General features: G+C 67.8%; 15 protein-coding genes and 5 pseudogenes. 10 read left to right on the top strand and 10 right to left on the bottom strand.

The features are described from left to right. Positions 1 to 722 (bottom strand): annotated as a pseudogene (locus tag AB0G13_RS27145) (hypothetical protein); the annotation flags it as partial. Between AB0G13_RS27145 and AB0G13_RS27150 the strand changes: the two are divergent. From AB0G13_RS27150 to AB0G13_RS27160, 3 genes and pseudogenes are all read left to right on the top strand, one after another. After that, a pseudogene (locus AB0G13_RS27150) lies at positions 666 to 989 on the top strand (IS701 family transposase); the annotation flags it as partial. The pseudogenes AB0G13_RS27145 and AB0G13_RS27150 sit on opposite strands and share 57 nt — an antisense overlap. Positions 990 to 1,933: 944 nt before the next feature. After that, entirely contained in the window at positions 1,934 to 2,497 is a 564-nt protein-coding gene (locus AB0G13_RS27155; protein ID WP_357879900.1) for a dihydrofolate reductase family protein, read from the top strand. Between the two features lie 19 nt (positions 2,498 to 2,516). Beyond that, a pseudogene (locus tag AB0G13_RS27160) lies at positions 2,517 to 2,768 on the top strand (class I SAM-dependent methyltransferase); the annotation flags it as partial. 313 nt (positions 2,769 to 3,081) lie between these two features. Here AB0G13_RS27160 and AB0G13_RS27165 read toward each other — a convergent pair. Continuing rightward, positions 3,082 to 4,269: an acyltransferase gene (locus AB0G13_RS27165; RefSeq protein ID WP_357879904.1), complete on the bottom strand. Its 1,188-nt coding sequence runs from the start codon at positions 4,267 to 4,269 to the stop codon at positions 3,082 to 3,084. A gap of 726 nt (positions 4,270 to 4,995) precedes the next feature. Beyond that, complete coding sequence (locus AB0G13_RS27170; RefSeq protein ID WP_357879907.1) at positions 4,996 to 6,231, bottom strand: acyl-CoA dehydrogenase family protein; 1,236 nt, start codon at positions 6,229 to 6,231, stop codon at positions 4,996 to 4,998. A gap of 285 nt (positions 6,232 to 6,516) precedes the next feature. Between AB0G13_RS27170 and AB0G13_RS27175 the strand changes: the two genes are divergently transcribed. The 3 genes from AB0G13_RS27175 to AB0G13_RS27185 all read left to right on the top strand — a co-directional run bounded on the left by AB0G13_RS27175 (position 6,517) and on the right by AB0G13_RS27185 (position 10,124). Then, entirely contained in the window at positions 6,517 to 8,295 is a 1,779-nt protein-coding gene (locus AB0G13_RS27175) for a non-ribosomal peptide synthetase (RefSeq protein WP_357879910.1), read from the top strand. Further along, positions 8,282 to 9,652, top strand: coding sequence for a condensation domain-containing protein (locus AB0G13_RS27180; RefSeq protein ID WP_357879913.1), 1,371 nt, complete (start codon positions 8,282 to 8,284; stop codon positions 9,650 to 9,652). The genes AB0G13_RS27175 and AB0G13_RS27180 overlap by 14 nt, the downstream gene beginning before the upstream one ends. A gap of 268 nt (positions 9,653 to 9,920) precedes the next feature. Continuing rightward, on the top strand, positions 9,921 to 10,124 hold the full coding sequence (locus AB0G13_RS27185) for an MbtH family protein (protein ID WP_357879916.1): 204 nt from the start codon (positions 9,921 to 9,923) through the stop codon (positions 10,122 to 10,124). A gap of 129 nt (positions 10,125 to 10,253) precedes the next feature. On the opposite strand, the gene AB0G13_RS27190 is transcribed toward AB0G13_RS27185, so the two are convergent. Further along, positions 10,254 to 10,439, bottom strand: a complete 186-nt coding sequence (locus tag AB0G13_RS27190; RefSeq protein ID WP_357879919.1) for a hypothetical protein — start codon at positions 10,437 to 10,439, stop codon at positions 10,254 to 10,256. 193 nt (positions 10,440 to 10,632) lie between these two features. Here AB0G13_RS27190 and AB0G13_RS27195 point away from each other — a divergent pair. Both AB0G13_RS27195 and AB0G13_RS27200 read left to right on the top strand, forming a co-directional pair. Beyond that, positions 10,633 to 10,791: pseudogene (locus AB0G13_RS27195) on the top strand (transposase); the annotation flags it as partial. Next, positions 10,724 to 11,143 (top strand): transposase, encoded by a 420-nt coding sequence (locus AB0G13_RS27200; RefSeq protein WP_357879922.1) that lies wholly within the window; start codon positions 10,724 to 10,726, stop codon positions 11,141 to 11,143. The pseudogene AB0G13_RS27195 and the gene AB0G13_RS27200, both read left to right, overlap by 68 nt. A gap of 85 nt (positions 11,144 to 11,228) precedes the next feature. Here AB0G13_RS27200 and AB0G13_RS27205 read toward each other — a convergent pair whose 3' ends face one another. Continuing rightward, positions 11,229 to 12,425 carry a cytochrome P450 gene (locus AB0G13_RS27205; protein ID WP_357879925.1) on the bottom strand — a complete coding sequence of 399 codons (1,197 nt, stop codon included), beginning with the start codon at positions 12,423 to 12,425 and terminating at the stop codon, positions 11,229 to 11,231. A gap of 614 nt (positions 12,426 to 13,039) precedes the next feature. Further along, positions 13,040 to 15,946: a beta-N-acetylglucosaminidase domain-containing protein gene (locus AB0G13_RS27210; RefSeq protein WP_357879928.1), complete on the bottom strand. Its 2,907-nt coding sequence runs from the start codon at positions 15,944 to 15,946 to the stop codon at positions 13,040 to 13,042. Between the two features lie 378 nt (positions 15,947 to 16,324). On the opposite strand from AB0G13_RS27210, the gene AB0G13_RS27215 reads away from it, so the two are divergent. Together AB0G13_RS27215 and AB0G13_RS27220 are read left to right on the top strand one after the other, a co-directional pair. Beyond that, entirely contained in the window at positions 16,325 to 18,028 is a 1,704-nt protein-coding gene (locus tag AB0G13_RS27215) for a tetratricopeptide repeat protein (protein WP_357879931.1), read from the top strand. Positions 18,029 to 18,160: 132 nt separating this feature from the next. Beyond that, positions 18,161 to 18,856, top strand: a complete 696-nt coding sequence (locus AB0G13_RS27220; protein WP_357879935.1) for a hypothetical protein — start codon at positions 18,161 to 18,163, stop codon at positions 18,854 to 18,856. Positions 18,857 to 18,974: 118 nt separating this feature from the next. Here AB0G13_RS27220 and AB0G13_RS27225 read toward each other — a convergent pair whose 3' ends face one another. The 4 genes and pseudogenes from AB0G13_RS27225 to AB0G13_RS27240 all read right to left on the bottom strand — a co-directional run bounded on the left by AB0G13_RS27225 (position 18,975) and on the right by AB0G13_RS27240 (position 22,166). Continuing rightward, complete coding sequence (locus AB0G13_RS27225; RefSeq protein ID WP_357879939.1) at positions 18,975 to 19,589, bottom strand: hypothetical protein; 615 nt, start codon at positions 19,587 to 19,589, stop codon at positions 18,975 to 18,977. A gap of 151 nt (positions 19,590 to 19,740) precedes the next feature. Further along, complete coding sequence (locus tag AB0G13_RS27230) at positions 19,741 to 20,562, bottom strand: hypothetical protein (RefSeq protein ID WP_357879945.1); 822 nt, start codon at positions 20,560 to 20,562, stop codon at positions 19,741 to 19,743. A 35-nt stretch (positions 20,563 to 20,597) separates the two neighbouring features. Continuing rightward, positions 20,598 to 21,068, bottom strand: a pseudogene (locus AB0G13_RS27235) (helix-turn-helix domain-containing protein); the annotation flags it as partial. A 9-nt stretch (positions 21,069 to 21,077) separates the two neighbouring features. Beyond that, on the bottom strand, positions 21,078 to 22,166 hold the full coding sequence (locus tag AB0G13_RS27240) for a serine/threonine protein phosphatase (protein ID WP_357879942.1): 1,089 nt from the start codon (positions 22,164 to 22,166) through the stop codon (positions 21,078 to 21,080). Positions 22,167 to 22,583: the final 417 nt, after the last annotated feature.

A 22,583-nucleotide genomic window follows, 5' to 3' on the forward strand; every position in this document is an offset into this window, starting at 1 on the left:
ATGTGGACGGCCTCCAGCCGCTGCCACTCTGTGTGAGCCTCGTACCGCGCCTCCTCGTCGAGGTCGGGAAGCCATTGCAGGCAGGCGGCGAGGAATGCCTTCTCCGCAGCACTCTTGTGGTCCAGCAGAGTGCCGTCTAGGTCCAGCAGGACGGCTTTCACCCGCATCGTCATCACACGACTCTCTGGAAGTCGACCGCTGCCCGCACGGCGCTCACGGTATCGCGGGTCATGGTCCATGGATTTCCCCGTAGCCGGACCCAGGGCATCACCGACCACTCGGCCGGAAGCGATGGCAGTTCGGCGTCCCGCGTACGGCCGGTCCTCAGCCGTTGCGGGGATCATGGCGTCGCCGAAGTCCGTCATGTCGCGTTCCAGGACGATCCGCCGCTCGTCCTGGTCGACGTCGGTCAGCACCTCGATACGGGACGCCGTGAAGTCGGCCCCGCACAGCACCACACCGTGCAGCGGCGTGGCTGAAGCCGGCCGGGAGCCAAAGGCGCGAGCGAAATCCGCAGGCCAGAACAAGTCCTTGCCGACGCTCGGCCGCGCCGGCATATGCTCCAGCTCCGGCGCCATCGCTCGCCCGCCATGCCCGACCGCTACCGCGAACGGCAGCCCGAGAACCGAGCCGTCATACGGCGACACCACCGACTTGTCGTTGGTATCGAAGAGTCGTTCCAAGCCGCGAAGACCGGATTCGGCCTGGACCAGCACCAACACCGCCGCTGGACGTCCTGGCACCGCTGGAGCACCCTGGCGATCCTCGCCCACGCCTTCCTCGCCGCCGCGACCACACACCGCAGCCATCCCGACCCGACCGGGCTGATCGCGTTGAGCGTTAACGAACTACGTCACCTGTTCAACATCCTGATCATCGAACCCGCCCGTCGCCGCCGCGACCCACTGCTCTGGTCCGTACGCCGACGCCGCCACCAAGCACGAGCAATGACCAGCCACTACGCCCGGCAAGCCCTCACCGAGCCGTGATCACAATCCCCGGCTGGAGTACTAGCCGACATCGCGGCCACCGCGGCGGCTCTGTGGCAGCGGTTCAGGGTCAGTACCGGACGCCATACGCCACACCGACCGCGGCCATGGCCGCGCGAGATCCGCACCTCAAGATTCTGACGATCTCCTCCGGGATCGACTCCCGCACGCCGCCCAGGCAGTACAGATCCGCCGCCACAGACGCACCTCGACCAGCCGGAACGGTTCACCACCGAACCCGTCTACGCCATCACTGACCCACATGTGCACTAGGCCGAACCCGGCGCAACTCGCCGGCTCGATCCGCGGTCACTGGTCCATCGAGAACAAGGTCCACCGGGTCCGCGACGTCACCTACGACGAAGACCCAACCCAGATCCGCACCGGCACCGGACCCCAAGTCACGGCCGCCCTCCGCAACGCCGCCTTCAGTGCACTCCGCACCACCGGCACCACCGGCATCACCAACATCGCCACCACCAACCGCCACCACGCCCGCGACAACACCCGCCCACTGGCACCACCCGGCATCACCTGCCCTGGAAACACGAATACGCCAATAACACCAGTCAGGCTGCACCCGACCCGCCTCGGACCACCACTGGGGCACCGGCACACACCGTCCGCGCCTGCCCCGACTGTGGTCAACCCATCGCCGTCGTCGCCCCGGCCCGACACGCCGCACAACATCCGATAAACGACAAAACGCACACACACAACCGGATACACTCAACTCACCCAAGTGGGAATTTTGGGGAGTAACTTGGCACTTCTACCGAGCCTCATCAATGAGGCTGACGGGCGGAGGCGACTGGAGATCCGCCAGTGGCTTCCCGAACATCTGGCGCACCCCAGCAGGGAGGTCGGCGCCAAGCGCGCACCGAGCTGGACGCCACGCTGATGAATGTCCAGGCTGTGGCAGCTGATCATCGAGAGGTAGAGGCATGGCAAAGCTGATTTACGTGACGAACGTGTCGCTTGACGGCTACATCGAGGACGAACGCGGCGCCTTCGACATGGTCCCACTCGACGACGAGGTATTCGCGTTCCACACCGACCTCGTGCGGTCGGTGGGCACGTTTCTCTACGGGCGGCGACTGTACGAAGCGATGGCCGTCTGGGAGACCGACGCCGCTCTGGCCGCGAAGTCCGACCTCATGGCCGACTTCGCGAACGCCTGGCAGGCGGCGAGCAAGGTCGTCTATTCCGAGAACCTTCCCGCAGCGTCAACTGCCGACACCCGACTCGAACGCCGTTTCGACCCCGCCGCGGTACAGGAACTGAAGGCCACGGCCAGCGGCGATCTCCACGTAGGAGGCGCCAACCTCGCGACGCAGGCTTTCAAGGCCGGGCTGGTCGACGAATGCCAACTGTTCATCCTGCCCGTTGTCGTCGGCGGGGGCAAGCCAGGGCTGCCGACCGGCATGCGTGAGAACCTCGAGCTCCTCGATGAGCGCCGATTCCGAAACGGCGTCGTACACCTCCGCTACCGCTCTCTCGGGCAGTGAACGACAGCCTGTCCGATAGCTGACCGGGCCCTGCGGTCGCGTGCACGGCGTCGACCTCGCGTCGGAGCACGTCACGCTCGCGTTCGAGCGGGCGGGACTCCTGGCGGTCCCGGTCGAGATCCGCGAGGGCGACCTGCTCGCGCTGCCGTACCCAGACGCCTCGTTCGACGCCCTCTGGTGCGCCAACGGGGTCCCGTACCTCTCCGACGAAGACCTGTCACGCGCTCTGGCCGAGATGGTCCGCGTCGTCCGCCCTGGCGGCCTGGTGGTGGTCAAGGAGCTCGGCGTCGACCCAATCACCATCCGGCCCGGGCCGCGGATTCTGGTCTCCGACTTCTTCCGGGCCGCGGGCACCAAGCCGGGGTACGCCGAGCAGCTGCTGCGCGGCGCTGGGTCGGCAGGCGGCGGGGCCGGGGATGGACGTGGACGCCTGGAGCGCCTTCGCCGACCCCGACCACCCCGCCAACCCGCTCAACGACCCGGCGAGCGTACGTCTCCGCGGGCCGCACGCTCGGCATCGGCACCCGCCCCTGAGGAGCCGCGCGCCACTCCCGCAGTAACCAGGCAGGCGATCACCGGGCCGCCTACGAAGTTCCTGCTGGCCGGGCCCGCCTCGGACGGGCCCACCGCCGCATCGCCGGGCGCTCCACCAGCGCATACAAGAGCCATGCGACGAGCACACAAGCCAGATAGGCGCCGACGAGGAACGCGATCGCGGCCACGGTACCGAACGGGCGTGACGTGAACATCCCGCCCAGGCCCCATTGGTGGTTGAACGCAGCTTGCAGCGAGAAGAACACGGTGATGTGGACGAGATAGAAGGCATAGGAGATCTCGCCCAGGAAGACCATGCCGCGGGTGTTGAACAGCGTCCGGCGCCCGGCGAGGTCCGCCGCGGCCGCGCCGGTGATCACCAGTGCGAGCGGGATGATGAATACCGCCTGGTATCCCTCCTCGTACAGCTTGAGCGGCAGGGTCGCCACGTACGCCACCACCAGCAGCACCACGATGTACAGCGGCCGCACGCCTCGCCAGCGGCCCGTCATCAGGATCTTGGCCATGATCATTCCGGCCAGGAACTCGAACACCCGCGTGACCGGGAGATAGTAGAGGAACCACAGCTGGGGCCAGGAAAGCGAGGCGGAGACGGGGGTCGACGGACTGTCGGGCAGGAACAGCCGCGAGACCACCGGCATGAGCAGAGCGGCCACGGCCACCAGCCCCGCGTACAGCCACAGTCGGCTGGGCCGGATTCGGTTGACCAGGATCAGGAGGAGCGGGAAGCACAGGTAGAACAGCAACTCAACCGACAGCGTCCACGTCGGTGGGTTTATCGCGAACAGTTGGTAGTTGAAGTCCGGCACCCATGCCTGCAGGAGAGGGAGGCTGACCAACGCTTGGGGCCACGGGACGGCGCGCCCGGCCACAAACATCAGGAGCAGCAGGATGGCATACACCACGAGGTGGCTCGGGAAGATCTTGAAGAATCGCCGCCGGTAGTACTGTTTGACATTGTCGTGCGGCTTGGCCGACCAGGTCAGGATGAAGCCGCTCAGCACGAAGAAGTACATGATACTCAGGGGGCCCAGGTTGCGGGCGAGCGCATTGTAGGCATTCTGGATGCCCTGGTCGGAGAACAGCGGCTGGTACATCGCGTGGTGGATGTACACCAGGGTCGCGGCCACGGTCCGCAGCGCCGTCAGGGAAGGGAGTCTGGTGCCGGAGGGCGCGGGGAGCACCGTTGCTCTGTCTACCTCTTCTTGCGCTGTCATCGGCGGCTGTCCTTTCGCTCGGCACCGAGGATCCCATGGGTCCCGTGGCGAAAGCGTCTTCGGAAATGCGATCATCCCGGCGCTCAGGGGAGGGCTCCCGGGCGGCCGCTCGGCGACGAGTCATGTGGACCACTGCTGGCCGGCGCTCCGACAGGCCCGGCACTCGGTGACCCCGAAGATCGCCCCCCAGCCGATGGCTCGCGAAGGGTTGGGGCTTTTCAGGAAGTCGGCCTGCATCCGACATTCCCGATTCTCCCGCTCGAGCTCACAAACCGAGCCCGCTCGCTCAACTTGAGCGGCACAGGTAGTCGCGCCGCGACGATCACGTGCGCTCGTTGACCCGGAGTGCTTCCTGGGCCAACGCGACGCTCGCGGTGACGTTGGGCTGCGGGTGCGACGAGCGCGGGGTTCGACGAGGGCTCGATCCGGCTGCGTCCGAAGTGGCCCGGAGGTGTGAAAGGGGACGTTCGCGATGCGGAGGAGCGGCTATGCCTGCTGGCTGTGAGCGCGCACTGCACGTTCGAAGTCCCACGAAGCCATGCTCCACGCACCCGCCGTCGCGACGCTGACCGGCCGCCTCGCGGACCTGTCCCCCGCAGTCCGGGAGTAGCGCGCTCGTCAGTGAACCACTCCGCGCAACCCAGCCGCGAGGGGCGTGTACCGGTTGTCGTTGGATCGAATGGCCGAGGCGGCGGCCTGTTCTGAATTGGCCGTGCGGCAGCGGCGCTAGCGCATCCGCGTCCGGGTGAGCTCCCGCACGGCCACCGTCGGCAGCAGGATCGAGATGCCGCCGTGGCTACGCAGCATGGACATGTCGCGCCACACCCGCTCAAGGCGCTCGCCGTGCCGGATCGAACTTGCGCCGGCTGTCGGCATCAGGTAGTTCGCCACCGCGTCCCAGCATAGTTGGATCACGTGTCGGCAAATTGCCGAGATCCGCAGGTCCAATTCCCTGGTGACCGCTGCGGGGCCGCTAGAGCTAGCGTCGTGCCATTGCTTGACAGCGTTCAGCAATGCGGCCTCTGCGGTACCTATGATCCCGACAGCGTCGCCATACCAGAACTGGTAGTCGGGATCGTTATGACGGCGCACGATTGGCGGCACCAGGGTCGATCGACTCCGCAGGAGGTCTTCGTAGATGTCAAGCGCTCCCTGCGCGATGCCCACAGCCAGGGCCGCGTTACACAAATTCGTGAAGGAGAGCGGCCCACCGCCATACTCCGGATTGCCGTGCAGGGCCCGGCCCGGCGTGCCCGCTGAGACGTCGGCCTCCATGATCTGCACACCGGGGAGGGCAAGGTAGTCAGGGATGTAGGCGTTTTCCATGGTGATGCTGTGCGACCCACTGCCTCGCAGGCCCAACTGCTGGCCCCAGTCGTCCAACCGCGTCCACTGGCTGCGCGGCGCGATGAAGAACAAGGGCGTCGGAGGCGCCCCGTCGTCTCCAGAGATCAGGGCATGTCCCAGAAAATGGGTTCCATAAGGAGCCCCGGAACAGTAAGGCCACTTGCCACTGATTGTCCAGCCGCCGTCTGCGGCTGGCACAGCGGATCCACTGGGGACGGCGGTGCCGGGGCAGATGAAGTCGCCGACACCGAACACTTCCGATTGAGCCTGCTCACCGAACATCGTGGCCACAATGTGCGTGTGCATGGCCCCGAGGGTGTACATCCAGCCGGTCGACGGGCATCCGCGCAGCAGGGTCGCGGAGACGCGCACGAAGGTCTCGAGGCCGAACTCGTACCCGCCGTAACGACGGGGCTGCAGAATTCGGTAGAAGCCGTTGCGTGCGAACTTCTCGTGGATGTCCTCGGCATAGAAGCTGCGTTCCTCGACCTCTGCCTGGCGGTCGATGAGTTCGGGGACCATTGCCTCGGCTCTCGCCACAACCTGCTCTGCGGTGAGATCAGGCTCGGCCGGAGCAGGGAAGTCGTGTTCGGCGGTGTTGCTAATTCTTGTCACGGTGCAGAATCCTTCCGGCTGCTGACGGTTCTCCCGGTCAGATGTAGGGCGCGTGTTGGAGTCCAGTCCGCAGACGATCCGTTTCGCCGAGATGGAACTGATACCGCTTCGATGGCCTCGTAGAGTATTCCAAACCCTTAGCCCTGCCACGTCTTTCAGATTGCTGATACCTCGAGCAGGTACGGCGGGCCACAGCGCAGTCTTGAAGGCGCAATCGAACAGCGTCGGCGGTACGTTCCATCAATGAGGTCTGGTCTGCGAACTAGTGGACGGAGATGAGGCGGCATGGGTTCCAGGTCCATCCAGGAGCAGTTCGCCAGGCAAGTAGCCCAGACGCCCGACGCGCCGGCAGTGTCCGGGGACAGAGTGCGGCTGACCTATCGGCAGCTCGATGAGCGCGCCAACCATCTGGCGCATCAGCTGATCAGCCTCGGCGTCCGGCCCGGAGAGCCGGTCGCGGTACTGGTCACGCGATCACCTGAGCTGGTCGTGGCGACGCTGGGCGTGCTCAAGGCGGGTGCGGTCTACATGCCGTTGCACAACGCCCATCCGTTGGAGGCCAAGCAGCGGTTCATGGACAACGCCGGGCGGCCGGTGCTGCTGACCGACGAGGAGTCCCGCCGCGCGGGCCTACCGGTCAGCAAACGGACGGTGCTCGTCGACTCAGCCTCCGCGCAGCGGGATCGGTCGGTCGTCGGCCCGAACATCGACACACGATCCGACGACTTGGCGTGCATCATCCACACCTCGGGTTCGGAGGGCTTGCCGCGCGGCGTCTGCGTGACACACCGGGGCGTGCTGAGCGTCGCCTTGGACTCGTGCTGGGACACCAGCAGCCAGGACCGAGTGCTCATGGTGGCGCCGTATGCAGCCGCGGTGTCGACCTACGAGCTCTGGGTTCCGCTGCTGCGTGGTGGTCACCTGGTCCTGGCGCCGCCCGGTCGCCTGGATCTCGGCACTCTCCGGCGACTAATTCGGGACAACGAGATCACCGCCGTCCAGCTCACCAGCGGCCTGTTCCGGGTGCTCGCCGACAAGGCGCCGGATTGCCTTGCAACCGTTGGTGAAGTCTCGACCGGTGGCGATGTCATCTCGCCGAGCGCCGTCGAGCGAGTGCTGAAGGCGTGCCCTGGCATCACGGTGCGTCCGACCTACGGGGCGAGCGAGGTTACGTTGTTCGCCACGACCACAACGGTAACCGCGCCGTACGTCCCCTCAACGAGGGTGCCGGTCGGCCGCCCGATGGACAACGTCCAGCTGTATGTGCTCGACGAGCGGCTCCGACCGGTCGGCACCGGCCATGTCGGGGAGCTCTACATCGCGGGTGAACGGCTGGCGCGCGGCTACCTGGGCCGACCAGGCCTGACCGCCGAGCGCTTTGTGGCGAACCGGTTCAGCGGTCCCGGGAAGCGGATGTACCGGTCCGGCGACCTGGTCCGCTGGACCACCGACGACATGATCGAGTTTGTCGGTCGAGCAAACGACCAGGTGAAGATCCGCGGATTCAGGGTCGGGATCGCCGAGGTCGAAGCAGCCCTCACCACCTACCCGGAGATCTCCGAGGCGCTCGTCGTGGCCCGGCAGGACGAGGACGGCCACCACACCCTTGTCGGGTATGTCGTTGGCAGGACTGACGCGGTGGACATCACCGCGCTCCGCAAGCATGCGGAAAAGGTGCTGCCCGACTACATGATCCCCGCCGCGTTCGTCGTGCTCGACTCACTCCCGCTCACGCCCAATGGCAAGGTGGACCGTCGGGCGCTGCCCGAACCGGTGCTCGCCGGCTCGTCGACCTACCAGCCCCCGAGCACGGCACAGCAGGAAACCCTGTGCTCCGCCTTCGCCAACGCCCTGGGCGTGGCAGAGGTGGGAGTCAACGACAGCTTCTTCGAACTCGGTGGGCAGTCGCTGAGCGGGATCCGGCTGATTCAGACGGTCAACGAGGCACTCAGCGTAGAGCTCACGCTCGATCACTTGTTTGAGTTTCCCACGGTCACCGAGCTCGACCAGTACCTCCTGGAACAGGCGGAACCAGTTGATAGGAGCCAGGATGAGCCCAACTAAGATCACAGGCGTCGACGCGACCGAGACGCTCCCGCTGTCGCTCAATCATGAGTTTGTCGACGCATTTGATCACGGCAGTGACGACGGGCCATTCGGTTTCCGGTACCACGTGGTGGATGCGTGGCGCGTCACGGGCGGGCCGATCGATGTCGCTGCCCTGCGCGACGCTCTGCAAGACGTCGTCAAGCGGCACGAGGCGCTCCGGACGCGAATCGTCGGCGCGGCGGGGAACCGGCGCCAGGAGATCTCGCCACCTGGTCCGGTGCGCGTGGAGATCCGCGACTTTCCGGAAACGTCTGAGGCATCGCGCGCGGCGCGGGCCGAGGCGCTGCGGCGGGAAGTCGAAAAGGAAACGATGGGGGCGGACGAGACGCCCGCCCTGCGTGCCGTGCTGGGCAGGTTCGACGACCAGGACGCGGTCTTGGCGCTGATGATCCATCACATCGTCTCGGACGGAATGTCCATGGAGGTGGTCATCCGAGACCTGGCCAACCGGTACGCCGCGAGGACAGGTCACACCGTCCCGGACCTGCCGAAAGCACCGCAATACCGCGAATTCTCTGACTGGCAACGTACCGGGGCCGGTGCGGGCACTGAAGCGGCGCGAGAATACTGGCGCCGCAAGCTGGACGGCGCTCTGTTCACGGCGCTCCCCACGGACATCCCGCGTTCCGCGAACCTTCCCGAGTCGACCGCAGCCCATCGCTTCCTGATACCGAACGAGGTAATCTCGAACATCGACCGGATGGCCAGAACCTACCGCACCACGCGGTTCATGGCACTCGTCGCGATGTACCAGCTGCTCGTGCATCGGCTGACCGGCGCCACGGACGTAGTCATCGCGACGTTCACTCCAGGGCGTGGCGGGCAGCTGTTCGAGGACACCGTCGGCCCGATTTTCAACTTCCTGCCACTTCGCACTGACATTGCCGGGTGCACATCATTCGAAGAATTGCTTGGAAGGACCCGGCGCACCTGCCTCGAAGCATTCTCGCACGAAATCCCGGCCCTTCACATATTCGGGCAGGCCCCGGAGCTGATGCGACCGGCCACTTCCGACACCGCGGCCGCGGCCGTGTTTCAGGCTCTTCCCGATCAGAAGCAGTACGTCGAGGCACCAGGAGAGCTGAGGTATGCCCGGATACCGCGGATGATGGGCCCACAGTCGCGGAAGTCTTCCGTGCCGGATGGCGCACTGTGGACCCTGACCAGGGAGCCGTCGGGCGGCGTTTCCGGCTGCCTTGACTACAAGCGAAACCTGTTCCGCGAGGAAACCATCGCCTCGATGGCCGCGAACTTCGAAGAGATAGCACGGACCTTCAGCTCCTCGCCCGATGCGTCGCTGGGGCTGACCTGACGCTGATCGCGCACACGGCCGCCGAGCGCGCAGGCCTGCCGATGTCGGGCAGGCCTGCGCGCAGGATCTCCGCGAGACTCCGGCGCGGGTGACGACCCCATCTGCCGGCTAGCCGCGAGACCGCCTACCTCACCGTGTCACTTGCCCCCGACCAAGCCCAACCCGCCGACCTGCAGGACTGGGCCCGCCGCGGATGGCACATCGAAAACAAGATCGACAACGGCGCGGACGAGCGTCCGTATCCGCTCAGCGACATGGAAGGAATGTCATGACAAACCCGTTCGAAGACGCGAACGGCAGCTACCTGGTGCTGGTCAACGACGAGAACCAGCACTCGCTGTGGCCGGCAGACATCGATGTGCCCGAGGGCTGGCGAACCGTAGTTGCTGCCACTTCGCGTCAGGAGTGCCTGGCGTACGTGGAGGAGCACTGGACGGACATGCGCCCGACCAGCCTCGTCAACGGCTACTGAGGCGGCTGGCCTGACATCGGCGCGACGCTCGACACGCCGTGGGCGCTGTTGTCGGCCTGCAACGAGCTGCACAGCAGGCTCCGCTGCCTGGGCGAACGCACCAACGCACTCAGGGCCCCGGCAAAGTCCTCAGGTGATGCCGAGTAGGGCCAGTGGGCGGGTGTTGTCGCGGGCGCGGCGTTGGCGGCGGCGGATCTGTAGTGCCTGTGCGGCGTGCGGGAGGTCGATCCCGGTGGAGATCGTCAGAATCTTGAGGGTGCGGATCTCGCGGCGGCTGCGGCCGAACCGGCGGGGCCAGCGACACCGTGAACTCATGCTTCGACGCGCTGTTTACCTGTAAGGGTCAGCAGGGCGGCGTGTGTCTGTCCGTCGGCGGCCACGACAAGGCCCCGGCGCCGGTATGCAGTGGTTGACCCTCGGTCCCGGCAGCTACCGCCGCCGCCGCGCCGGGCGAAGACCTGCCCACGGCTCATCCTCGCCAGTACCCGTCGGACACCAGCGACGCGCGATGGCAGATCATGGCGGCTATATCCCCGTCGGCGGTACGGTCGACGGCCGTGGCGGTGGCCCGGTGACCTACCCACGTCGCGACATCGTCGATGCAATCCGCTACGTCGACCACAACAGTTGCGTGTGGCGGGCGCTGCCGGTCGACTTCCCGCCCTGGTCCACCGTCTCCCTGCTTCCGCACCTGGAACGCCGACGGCGCCCTGACCCGACTGCACAACAGCCTGCGCGAGCAGATCCGCCACGCCGAAGGTCGTCATGCCGAGCCGTCGGCGGCGATCCTGGACTCCCAGTCGGTGCGCGCGGCCGAGACCGTTGCAACCGGCAGCCGCGGCTACGACGCCGGGAAGAAGGTCAATGGGCGCAAGCGGCACATCGTCGTGGACACCACCGGGCTGCTGCTGGTCGTGGTGATCACCAGTGCCGGCGTGCAGGACCGCCATGGGCGGCCGGCTGCTGCTGTGGGCCCTGGCCAACTTCATGGAGTTCTCTCCCCTGGAGCCACCGCATGACGGCGATCATGGTGTCATCAGGCTCCGGGGAACGCCGGGCGGACTCTTCGCCGCCCGTGCGCTCCTCCCTCCGGCGCCCCGGGAATCACCAGGTCACGGGCAGCTCGTACACACCGTAGACGGCCGCCTCGCGCGCGAAGCGAATCTGGTCCAAATCGACGGCCAGCCGCATGTCCGGAATCCGGCGCAGCAGCGTCTCGATGACGATCTCCATCTGAAACTTGACCACGTGCTGCCCGAGACACCGGTGCACTCCATGGCCGAACGACACGTTGCCGGAGTTGCTTCGGCGCATGTCGAGCGAATCGGGGTCCTCGAACCACTGCGGATCGAAGTTCGCCGTCGGCAGATAAACCAGCACGGCCTCGCCGGTCTTGATCTTCTGTCCCCCGATCTCGGTGTCGCCGATGGCGACCCTGGGCAGTCCGGTGTGGAAGTTGGTGCTGTAGCGAAGCAGTTCCCCCAGGCCGCCCGCGATCAGATCCGGGTTGTCGCGCAGCAACGCCAGCTGGTCCGGGTTGAAGAACAGGGCGGCCAGGCCGAGGGAGACCCCGTGCACCGCCGGTTCGTACCCGGCGACGATCATCACCCGGGTCATGCCGATGATGTCGTCCCGGGTGAGCTCACCGTTCGCCTCATGCTGCGTGATGAGGCGGCTGAGCAGGTCGCGGCCAGGATTCGCGGCCTTGGCCTCGAGGATTCCGGTGATGAAACTGGTCAGCTCGTCGCTCGCGACATCGAGCTTGTCCTGGCCGACGTAGTGGTCGGCAAACGTCGAGGCGACCCGCAGAAATAAGTCCTCCTTGTACGGAATGTTCAGGACCAGACACATCACCTGCGCCGCGAGCGGCTCGGCCAGTTCGCCGACCAGGTCGGCGGGCGGCGACTTCGCCAGCATCTCGTCCACCAGCCGGTCGACGATCTGCTGGATCTGCGGCCGCCACCGGGCCGCCGATCGCTGCGTGAAGTCGGCGTTGACCATGGCGCGCTGCCGGGTGTGTTCGGGCGGATCCATCCGGGCGAACGTCGGGTTGTTGTCCGTGAGCGTCTCCGACCCGTGACTCAACAGCGGGAAGTCCGGACGGCGGTTGTCCGCGCTGAGCCGCTCATCCGCGAGCGCGGCACGGACGTCGTCCCGCCGGGTGATGAACCAGGCCTTGCTGCCGTCCCACATGTTGACCTGGCTGACTGGACTCTCGTCGCGGAGCATCTGATACTTGACCGGCGGGTGGAACGGTGACTTGCCGTCGCGCTCGGCACGGTAGTCGAAGATGTCGGTCACGTCGGTTCCTCTGCCCTCGCTCATGCCCAGCTCCATTCGCTCGCTTTCTCGTAAACGGAAAAGCGTCGCCGCACATCCGCTCGCACCGATCAGCGTCGCCGCCGGACCCTTTCGTCCGCATCTCCGCGCTTGCGGGCGCCCATCGACGGCACGGCCCTCGAGCACGCGGTAACGACATTCACGTCCGCCGGCGCCGCGGGGAGCCTCCCGGCGCGCCGGCCGTTACTGCCGTGCCTTCGGTGCGCGGCGTAACGGCCCCGCGGCCCGCGGCGTGGATCCCGGCTACAGCACCCGTCGGCCTGCGACTCGTGCGCTACGAGGTGACGGCGAACGGCCTGCTCCTGCTCGAATACGAACGTGTCGGCCCCCCGGTAGCGGAATACCAGGGCGTCACAGCCTTCGTCCAGCACTGCGACGGCAGTAGGCGAAGCCGGCTCGGCGCGGGCGAGGAGGCTCGACTAATGCTCGACGCGTCGAGCACACCCGCGCGGTTCTCAGGTTGGCCGCGGGGTGCAGTTCGATCGAGCCACACCCCGCCACCCCGGCCAGGCGGTGCCGCACCGCCACGCCTGGAACCCGTCGGCATCGCCGGCCGGCGGCCGGCCCAGAGCCCGTCAGCGGAGAAAGATGGTTCCTTGCCATCCCGGGCCGTGTGCTGCCATCGTCGGGAACATCAATCCGCCAGCGAAGCGACCTGCATTGATGTTCGTGATGAGCCTGCCCTCACTGTTGATCGAGATCAGGTCGGCGCGACCGTCCCCGCTCAGGTCGGTCGGGTTGGGCAGCATGTCGGCGTGCCAACCCTGGCCCACAGAAGCTCGGGGTCCCAAGCTGACACGTCCGTTCGTCATGCCCTGATTGCGGAAGGCGGCAAGCGTCCCGTCCGCCAGCACACCGAGCACATCCGCAGGTCCGTCGCCATCGAGGTCGACGACGTGCACGGCCAGGTAACCGGTCCAGCCCTCACCGACCCGTTGACCGGCAGCGAACATTCCGCCGGTGAAGCTGCCGGTGTTCAGGTAGTGCCACAGCGACCCATCGGACTTGATGGACACCAGGTCGGCTCTTCCATCACCCGTGAGATCACCGACGATGGGACGCTCGGCGGTGCTCCACCCCTGGCCGACCTGGACGGCCGGGCCCCAGGTGACGGCACCGTTGTTCATGCCGGTGTTACGGAACGCCTTGAGCGCGCCGTCCGGGAACACTCCCAGCAGGTCAGCGCGCCCGTCGTCATCGAGGTCAGTCAGGTGCATCGCCAGCGTCCCCTGCCAGCCGCTGCCGACCTGGACACCCGCCGCGAACATGCCACCCGTGAAGGACCCGGTGTTCCTGAACTGCACCAGGGCCCCGGTGCTGGTCACTGTCAGCAGGTCCGCGAGCCGGTCGCCGTCGACATCACCGACGAGAGGCAGCTGGGTGGCCGACCAGCCCTGCCCGACCGTCTGGGTAGCGCCAAGCTCCGGCCAGTTCATCGTGGTGCGCAGGTTCTCGTACGCGTTCAGCGTGCCGTCTGGCCGGACAGCCAGCACATCGGAGCGCCCGTCTCCGCTCAGCTCCACGCTGTCGACGCCCCGGCGCAGCGCAAAGGTCACCAGCGGGTGGAGCACGCCGTGCGCCACCGACTCGGGATGGGAGGCGATGGCGGGAAGGAGGTTACGAAGCTCCTGGCGAAGGTTGTTCGCCACAGCGGTCTGTCCGGCGCGCTCGGCGGTCAGGAGATCCACGGCGCGGGTGGCCGCGTCCACGAGGCGCACCGTCTGCTGCAACCACGGTCCCGCCTCGTTCGTCAGGCTGGTGTTCATGGTCTGCAGGGCCGTACTGGCCGCCTTGAGACCAGAGAGCCTCTGTTTGAGTGCGGCGGCGGCGACGTCCACACCGCTTCCGGTACGGAGGGCATTGCGGAAGCTCCCGATGGCATCGGCCAGCGCCACCGAGTCGGTGTGGTCGATGACGGACGAACGGTTGATCTCGGCGAAGGTCCGCAGCTGACTGGCCATCGGTCCACCCAGGGTGTTGATGGCGCGCGACCAGGAGTCTTCCGGCTGGTAGTGGCCCGGATTCCAGGCGAAGTCGGCGGCGGTGAGCAGGGGCAACTGGGAGGGGCCCTGCTGGGTCATCTCGTTGAACAGGATTCCCGGAGCAGCGGAGAGCGCAGCCTCGCGCCCGACCAGCGGGCCCATCTGGAGCCGGTCCCAGACCTGGTCATTGACCGGGAAGTTGTCCCAGATGGCGAGGCGGTGCCGGGGGAACGCCAACTGTGCGTCGTCGAGATCCTTCCGGGTGATACTCGGCGACAGCACCTCGGGACCGGTCCAGTACACGCCCACGGCGGTGTCGAGCCGAGTGTCGAACTCGGTCCGGTAGCTGCTGACCGCCATCCCGGCGTACTCGCTGCTGACCGTGTACAGCTGGCCCATGTCGGCGTGGGCCCGGACGAACTTCGTCTGGACGAAGTTCGTGACGTCGGCCTGCGCCCGGGCCCACGCCGTGACCCCGGTTCCGTACGTTTGGCCGTCGCTGGCGCAGGAGAACGGCCGCGTCGGGAAGACGTCGTCCCAGGCGATGACGAAGTGCCTGACCCCGATCTGGTACATCTGATCGAGCCGGGAGAGGAGGGTGTTGCGCTCCGTGGCGGAGGAGTGGCAGATGCCGCTCGCCTGGTCCAGCGGCATCTCGGGTGAGATCCGGTAGACGAACGCGACGTGCAGGCTGTTGGCCTTGGTGACGACCTCTCGCAGGTCGCTTAGTTCCGCGTCCGTGTACGGGGTGCGCCAGTTGTTGCTTCCGCTACCGCCCGTGCGCGGGTCGGCCGCGGGTCCGTAGAAGAGGCGGTTCATCTTGTTCCGGGCGAGGACCTCCACCTGTTCCAGTCGGTCAGCCTTCGTCCACCGGGCCACCCCCGGCGGTGGGGGGTTGGCCGAGTCCATTCCACCGCGGAATGTGAAGGCGGGCCAGTCCTTGATCGTGACCCGCGCCATCGCCGCGCCGGAAGAGTCCGACGTCAGGAGCTGCCTCAGGGTCTGTGCGGCGTAGAAGGTGCCCACCTTCTGGCCGCCGGAGAGCACGATCCGCTGCCTACCGGCAGAGTCCGTACCGGTGGCCAGCAGATAGCCCTGGTCCGGCAAGGTGCTCGGCGCTGTGACACCGATTGCGTTCAGGGCCGCCGCGCTGGCGGGCGTCTCCTGCGCTCCCCCGATGTAGACGGTTGTTCCGGCACCTGGATCGGTGCCGGTGACGGTGACCCTCGTGTTGCGCGCGGTGAACGCAGCCACCACGGCGTCAACGGCCGGCTGGTCCGCGGCCCCGCCACGAACAACTGTCAAAGCGACCGGCAGGTCGAGCGGGGTTCCGGTAACGGACAAGTCCCGTGGCTTGGGACTGAGAGGCGGGGTGGCTGCAGCCCCGCTGGCCGTGGGCGGTGAGCCGAACAGCGCGACCGCACCGAGAAGCGAGGCCAACGCGCAGCCGGCCACTGGGCGTGAAAAGCGCCAGCGTTCCCGACGGCAACTGCTTCGCATGGGCGTACTCCTAGGCGCTTGAGGATCATGACCGGAGCCGGCGGCACCTGGCGACTCAACAAGATACTGGGCTAGACCAGACGGCCTCGTCAACGGCTGCGGCCAGCCAAGTAGTCATGATCTTGAATCAACCCGCAACTGCTGGCCGCAGTCACAGTCATCACGAGCCATCTTCGTATTTTCAGGGATATCGATTAGGCTCTGATCCGTCCCAGAGCGATCCACATTGGAGGAGCCTGATGAGGAAGATGACCGTCCGTCGCAAGAGCTCGCTGCGTCTGCTGTCCGGTGCCCGCCGGCTCTGGATCGAGTGGTGCTGGTAGCAGCCGACACGGCGGGCGCTCCCGGGCGCCCGCCCCTGCGGCGATCGGCCCGGCCATGACCGACGAGCCGGCCGGCTACGACTGCCACCGCGTCCACGGGCCGTACGCCGGAGTCGCGGCCTTCCTCGGCCGAATCGCCGCCGACCGCCCCCGCCTGGCGTCCCGCCACAGGATCGAGTTGCACGCCATCGCTCCCCACCTGGACGGCACAGCACGATCGGCCGCCGAGGAGGAGCCGATCCGGTTCCATCCCGCCCGACGCACCGCTCACCTGGCCTACGGAGCGGCCGAGTTCGTGGCGGCCTGGGCAGACCGGCTCCGCCGCCCGGTCACGGTGCGGTTCACGCACGTCGGAAGCGCCGACGAAACCACCCGCGAGCTACTGGACGCGCTGACGCGCCGACTCGGCCCGTCCCCCGTGAGCCTCGACCTGCACGACAGCGGCCCCCGCCAGGCGGCAACGGTCGCCCCGACGCTGGAGGCGATGCGCACGGCCCTGGGCGACAGCCTGGCCCGCGGCTTCTACCACCACGCAGCCCGAACCGCCCGACGCGGGCGCGCCGTGGTGACTCCGGACGGCGACCTGCGGCACTGGTGGGCGTTCACCACCGGCCTGGCCACCGCCCTGGCGGCGCTGGACCGCGCCACCGAAGCCCTCGACCTCTACCACGAAGCCCGCGCTGCCACCGACAACCCCAAGATCACCATGTCGGCCGCGTACGCCACCGCCATGCTGTACGCCCGGCACCTGCCGGCCGCCGACCAGGACCCGGCGCAGGCGCGGCACTGGCTGGAGAAGGCGCTTCACCTCGCCGCCAGGCTGGACGACCCGCAGCAGCGGGTGCTGTCCACCGTCTTCTACGAGCAGGGCCTGGCCCTGCTGGACAGCAGGGAGGGCGATCCCGCCTCCGCGCTACGGCTGATCGACGACGGGCTGGCCCGGCTGGCCGCGGTGCTCGCCCCCGGCGAGCGCCCGCAGGACCTGGCCCGGCTACGCCACAACCGGGCGCAGGTGCATCTCGCCCTGGGCGATCCGGCGCAGGCCCTGACGGACCTCGACGCCGTGATCGCCCACGACCCCGGCAACTGCGAGTACTACGTGGATCGGGCCGCCCTGCACCGGGCGGCGGGGCGGCCACGGGCCGCGATCAGGGACTACGACACCGCGATCCGCCTGGGACCACACCTGCCGGAGGCGTACTACAACCGGGCCATGCTCCGACAGGAGCGGGGCCGTGCCGAGCGGGCGCGTGACGACCTGGAGCGCGTGCTGACAATCGACCCCCGGCACCTCGACGCCCGGATCGCCCTGGTCAACCTGCACGTCCGACGCGACGCGTTCGATCAGGCCGAGACGCACGCGCGGGCCGGGCTGGCGCTGGCCCCGCAGGAGCCCGCGCTGCTGTGCACCCTCGGGCTGATCCGCTCGGAGCGCGGCAGCCTCGCCGAAGCCGACCGCCTGTTCAGCCAGGCGCTGGCCGGGGATCCGGAGCTGGTCGAGGCTTGGACGAACCGTGCCGCGATCCGGTTCGAACGCGGTGACGTGCCCGCCGCCCTGGCCGACCTGGACCAGGCGGTCGCGCTGTCGGAGGCACCTGTCCCCCGCTACAACCGCGGCACGGCGCTGATGCGGCTGGGACGGTGGGAAGAAGCCGCCCGCGACTTCACCCACGCGCTCACCCAACCCGAGGTGGACCGGTCGCTGCGCCGCGACCTACGCGCGGAGCTGGCCCGCTGCCGTCGCGCCATGCCCCGGTGACCACCGGCCAAGGCGGTGTCGGCGGCCCCGCCGCAGCCGACCGAGGAAACGGCGCGCACCGGCCCGTCGGCGGAGTCACGGCACGGCACCGCCAACTGCTGGGTCGGCCTGACGAGGCAGTATCGTCCCGGAATGGCCCCGGTGACACCGACGCTGCCCGCAAGCACTGCGATGCTCCACTACTACCTGCTCCAAGCGGGCGGCGGGGAGGACACGACGGGGGCGGGACTGCTGGTCGAGGAGTTCGTGCTGGACGACGACCTGTCGGCCGTACGGCTGCGCAGTGCCTGCTGGACGGCGGCGGCCGCCGGCTGGTGGAGCTCGGCGGCGTTCGTGCGAGCAGTCCGCACGGACCCGCGCCTGCGCTCCCGGTTGACGGCCGTCAACCGCCCTGGGGCGGAAGCGGCGTACGGTCGGCTCGGCGGCGGGGCGCTACCGGACGAGGACACGCTGCGCCGGCACTTCAGCGACGACGTCCCGCTGGCGGCCGGCACACCGTTGCGGCTGGGCACCGGCCCGGCGGTTCACCGGGTGCTCTTCGCCGGTGAACCGGACGGTGACGCGATAGCCCGCCTGTCGGCGTTGCTGCGGCTCGGCGCCGCCCCTGGCACGGACGTGACCGAGCCTGGCGTGGTCGGCACCGGCCGGCTGCGCGTCAACGACACGAACCACCTCTGGCGTCTCCGCCGCGTCGGCGGTGTCGCGTGGAGCATCGACGTGACGTCCGACCCGGCCGGTGGAGACGGACTACGCTGGGTGCTGCGCCAGGTCACCGACGTGGCCCGCTACCACGGCCTGGTCCCCGCGACGATCGAACGCCTCTCCTGACAACCGGAACCGGCCAATCAGTGTCTGAGGCGAAGGCGACGGCTGGGTTGACGCACGCCAACTCCAGCTTCCAGTCCCCCGGCAGTCCCAGTCTCCGAATCCACCCCGGTCAGGACCGTTACCGGGGTGGGAGCTTCTGGCGCGCAGGCTCGGTGAACTGTTCCGCAGCCGGCGCAGTCGGGTCGGGAACGGGCGCCTGGCCCTGCGCGAGGCCGGAACGGAGGTCGATGGCGGTGAACCTGGTCTCGAAGCTGTCCCCGCCGCTGCCGCTGAAGATAGCGGCGATGCTCACCACCATGTACAGGGGCGCGAAGGACCAGCAGACGGCCCGCCAGCCTCCCAGCCAGGCCCCGAAGCCTCCTCCGTTGGAGGTCCTGACGGAGCGCATGCCGGAGGCGGCGTCCCCGAGGCTGCCGAGCGATCCCCAGACCATGCCGTACGCAAAGACCACCACGAACCAGATGGCGGCCATGACGGCGGCATGAACACCGGTGCTGGCGAACATGGCCATGGAGAGCCGGCCGAGCGTGAGATCCTGGTTGGCCGCGTTGACGGCGCCCATGAGGGCCCCGGCCACCACCATCACCACGAGCGCGTCCAGGGTCCGGCCCCAGAAGTGCGGCCACCCGGCCTTGCGGACGTAGTAGGCCCTGGTGTCCGTGTGCCGGCGTACCGGCAGGCCGTTCACGGCGTCGATCAGCCCGGTCGTGGGCGGTAGTGTGGAGCGGCTCATGATGCCCTTCTGATCGGTTCGGCTGCCGTCCTATGGCGGTTCGCCGACTGAGCGAGTGGCCGTCAGGAGAACGGGGCCAGGCCGCCGAGCCCACAGACACGATCGGCCAGGCCAGCTACCTCCTGCACGGCCGCAGCCAGCGACGGCGGCGTCAGACCTGGACGGTACAAGGTCGGACGGCCGGTCCGCCTCTCCCGCCTGCCCACTGCGGCTCGGGAAGCCGCCACGTCGCCACGTCCAGCTCGGTGGCACGCACCACCAGCCCAGTGCCAGCCCAGGCCGTAACCGCTTCGAACGCGGGAGGCAACGCAAGATCATCGACGGGCACGAGGTCCGTCCGGGCAGGGTTCCAAGCACCCGTGTTTCTGCAGTGGCTAGGAATCCATCGGCACGACCGCAACGTGCACCTCCGGAAGGACCCCTCACCGACCCGCTCGACACGTGGCTCGCCTCCGCCTTCGCACTCCACCACCGTGTTGGGGAACGCTGCGGCCAGTCGGTCCGCTGCCGCCTTGCCGCGGTGGGAAGAACCGTTGTCGACGATCCAGAACACGCGCTTCGCGCTCGCGTAGGGTTCTTGGCTCATGACCTGGGTGACCAGGGTCATGAACGGGGCTATTCCGGTGGTCGGCTCGGTGTGGCCGAACACTGCAGCCCGGTGGACGTCGTAGGCGGCCAGGTAGGCCAGCGCGCCGCCGCGTCCGTAGGTGTGGTTGACCCGCATCGCTCTCGCCTGGCCGGGCACGAGGGTGGGATGGCAGCGGCAGCGGGCCTGGATGGAGGTCTTCTCGTCCGCGCTGATCACATACTCGTCCGCGCCGAGCGGCTCGCCGTCCCAGGCCCGGGCGTACAGGTCCAGGACACGGACCGCCTTGGGCCGGAAGTCCGGGTCGGTAATGAAGATCCAGGAACGGTGCTGCCAGGGTTTGATCGCGTCCTGGCCGAGCCAGCGGCGCACTGTGGAGGCGGACACGAACGTGGCGAAACCCCGCACATGGCCTCGCGGGCCAGTTCCGGGCACGACCAGCGCGACAGCGGCGCGCCGGTCTCGGCGGGAAGCTGGCAGGCCAGCGCCTTGACCTGCGCGGCCTGCAGGGGCGTGAAGGCTGCGGGCCGGCCGGTGCGCTTACGGTCGAGCAGGCCAGGCAGGCCCAGGTCGGCGAACCGGCCCCGCCATGTGCGCACGGTGTCCACGTGCACTCCCGCCTCGGCGGCGATACGCGCATTGGATTTGCCCGAGCCGCCAGGAGCACGATCCACGCCCGCACCCGGGCCCGGTACTCGGTTCTGTGACCGTGGGCGGCCTTCTGCAACCGGTGACGCTCGGCGGCGGTCAGGACTATCGGGCGCGCGGTGGCGATAGGCAAGGCAGGCAGGCCGATCAGCAGAAGTGGATCTCGGCGCCCGCAGCCTCCCGCATCCGGTCCGACCGCTTGGCTCGTCCTGGACGAGTAGCTCGGTTGTCCGTCTGGTGGCCACCCAGGTCCATCAGACGATCGACGAACTGTCCCACTCGCCGGTCCGGCGGATCTCCTGCAGCGGATACGGGGTCTGCCTGCTCTCCAGTTGGAGTTTGCGGTAGAAGTCCGTCATCACCGCCGCGAGCGGGGCATGGCGGGTGAGGATCGCCGCGACGTCCGGCGGGATTCCGGTCGGACGCTCCCCCTGGGCGCATGCACGCACGAACGCGTTGCGGTCGTCCCGCTTGTACCCGTACAGAGCGGTAATGAGCCAGATCACCAGATGCGTGACGGTGTAGCAACGGTCATAGGTCTGGTGCTCGGCGAAGAAGCCAGCCTCATCCTTCGACAGGTCGAACCGAGAGGAGATTGCGAGGCCGTAGTCCGCAAAGAACAGACGCTGACCGTCGGTCAGGATGTTCTGGAAGTGGGCATCGAAGTGCAGGAGCCCGCGGGCATTCATGAACGAGGTCCCAGCCTCAAGTTGCCTCGCCACCATGGCACAGGCCCGCTCGGCCGCCTCATCGCCGGCTTTGACCTGAGCGCCCAGCCAGTCGTGCAGGTTCTGCGGGATGTACTCCAGGAACAGCGCGATGCTCGCCGAGGAATCTCGCAGAGCTTCGATCCGTCGGCGCACCTCCGGTCCGCCTCCCCAGTAAGCGACCGCCCGCTCCACGTCGGCCAGTTCCTCGGGGAGCGCCTGCCCAGGGTGCGGCAGCACACGCCAGTGGTACATCAATGGAAAGCCCTCGTAGTCCGCCGCGAGCACCCAATTCGTCGTCATGGTGTGCACGGCCAACTCGCGCCAGGCACCGAAGCCTGGCCCGCCGATGCCGTACTGGCAGAAGGTGGGCAGCCCGAAGAGATTCGCCGTGGACCGGGCGTTCTCCGGCTGCCTCTCCAGATCGGTCAGTGGCACCCGCTTGACGAAGACCGGGGTCCCGTCGATGTCCAGAAGCGCCGATGTCCCGCCGATACCGGAACCCATCGGCGCCGCCGCGTCCACCAGGACACGCAGTTCGTGATCACTGTACAGGGCCAGCGAAGTAGAGACGGCACTATGAACGGCCAGACGCGCACCGCGCGACGTGTCGCGACCCTCGACGACTGCTTCCACCGAAGCAACCAACCTCTCTGAAATACCTGGGCGCCTGCGACGAGCACACACGTGCGACGCACAGCCCCGTGGTTCGGCCCTTGGCTTGGGCAGAGAGCATCCAGGATCCGTATGTGAGGAAAATCCGAACCCTTATCGACCGCACTGTACGCGAAGATCGACACCGAGAACGGGCGATCGCGTTGCCTCGGCAGACCGCCACTGCTCAGCGGCTCGGAAGCTGGGATGTCTCGCCGTGGTCAAGCTTCATCGCACCGTCGTCGGCAACCGACCGCGAAGGCCCAGAGGCCAACCCCCGAAGCACTTCCGGAGCCGACCACTTAGAGGGCGTCTGATTCACGTATTTTGTGGGTGATGCTGCCTTCAGATGTCTCGCCAGGTTGGGGTGGTTTCGTCGGTGACGCGTTTGGTGAGGTT

The organism is Micromonospora sp. NPDC023633, from assembly GCF_040640035.1.
Classification (GTDB): domain Bacteria; phylum Actinomycetota; class Actinomycetes; order Mycobacteriales; family Micromonosporaceae; genus Micromonospora.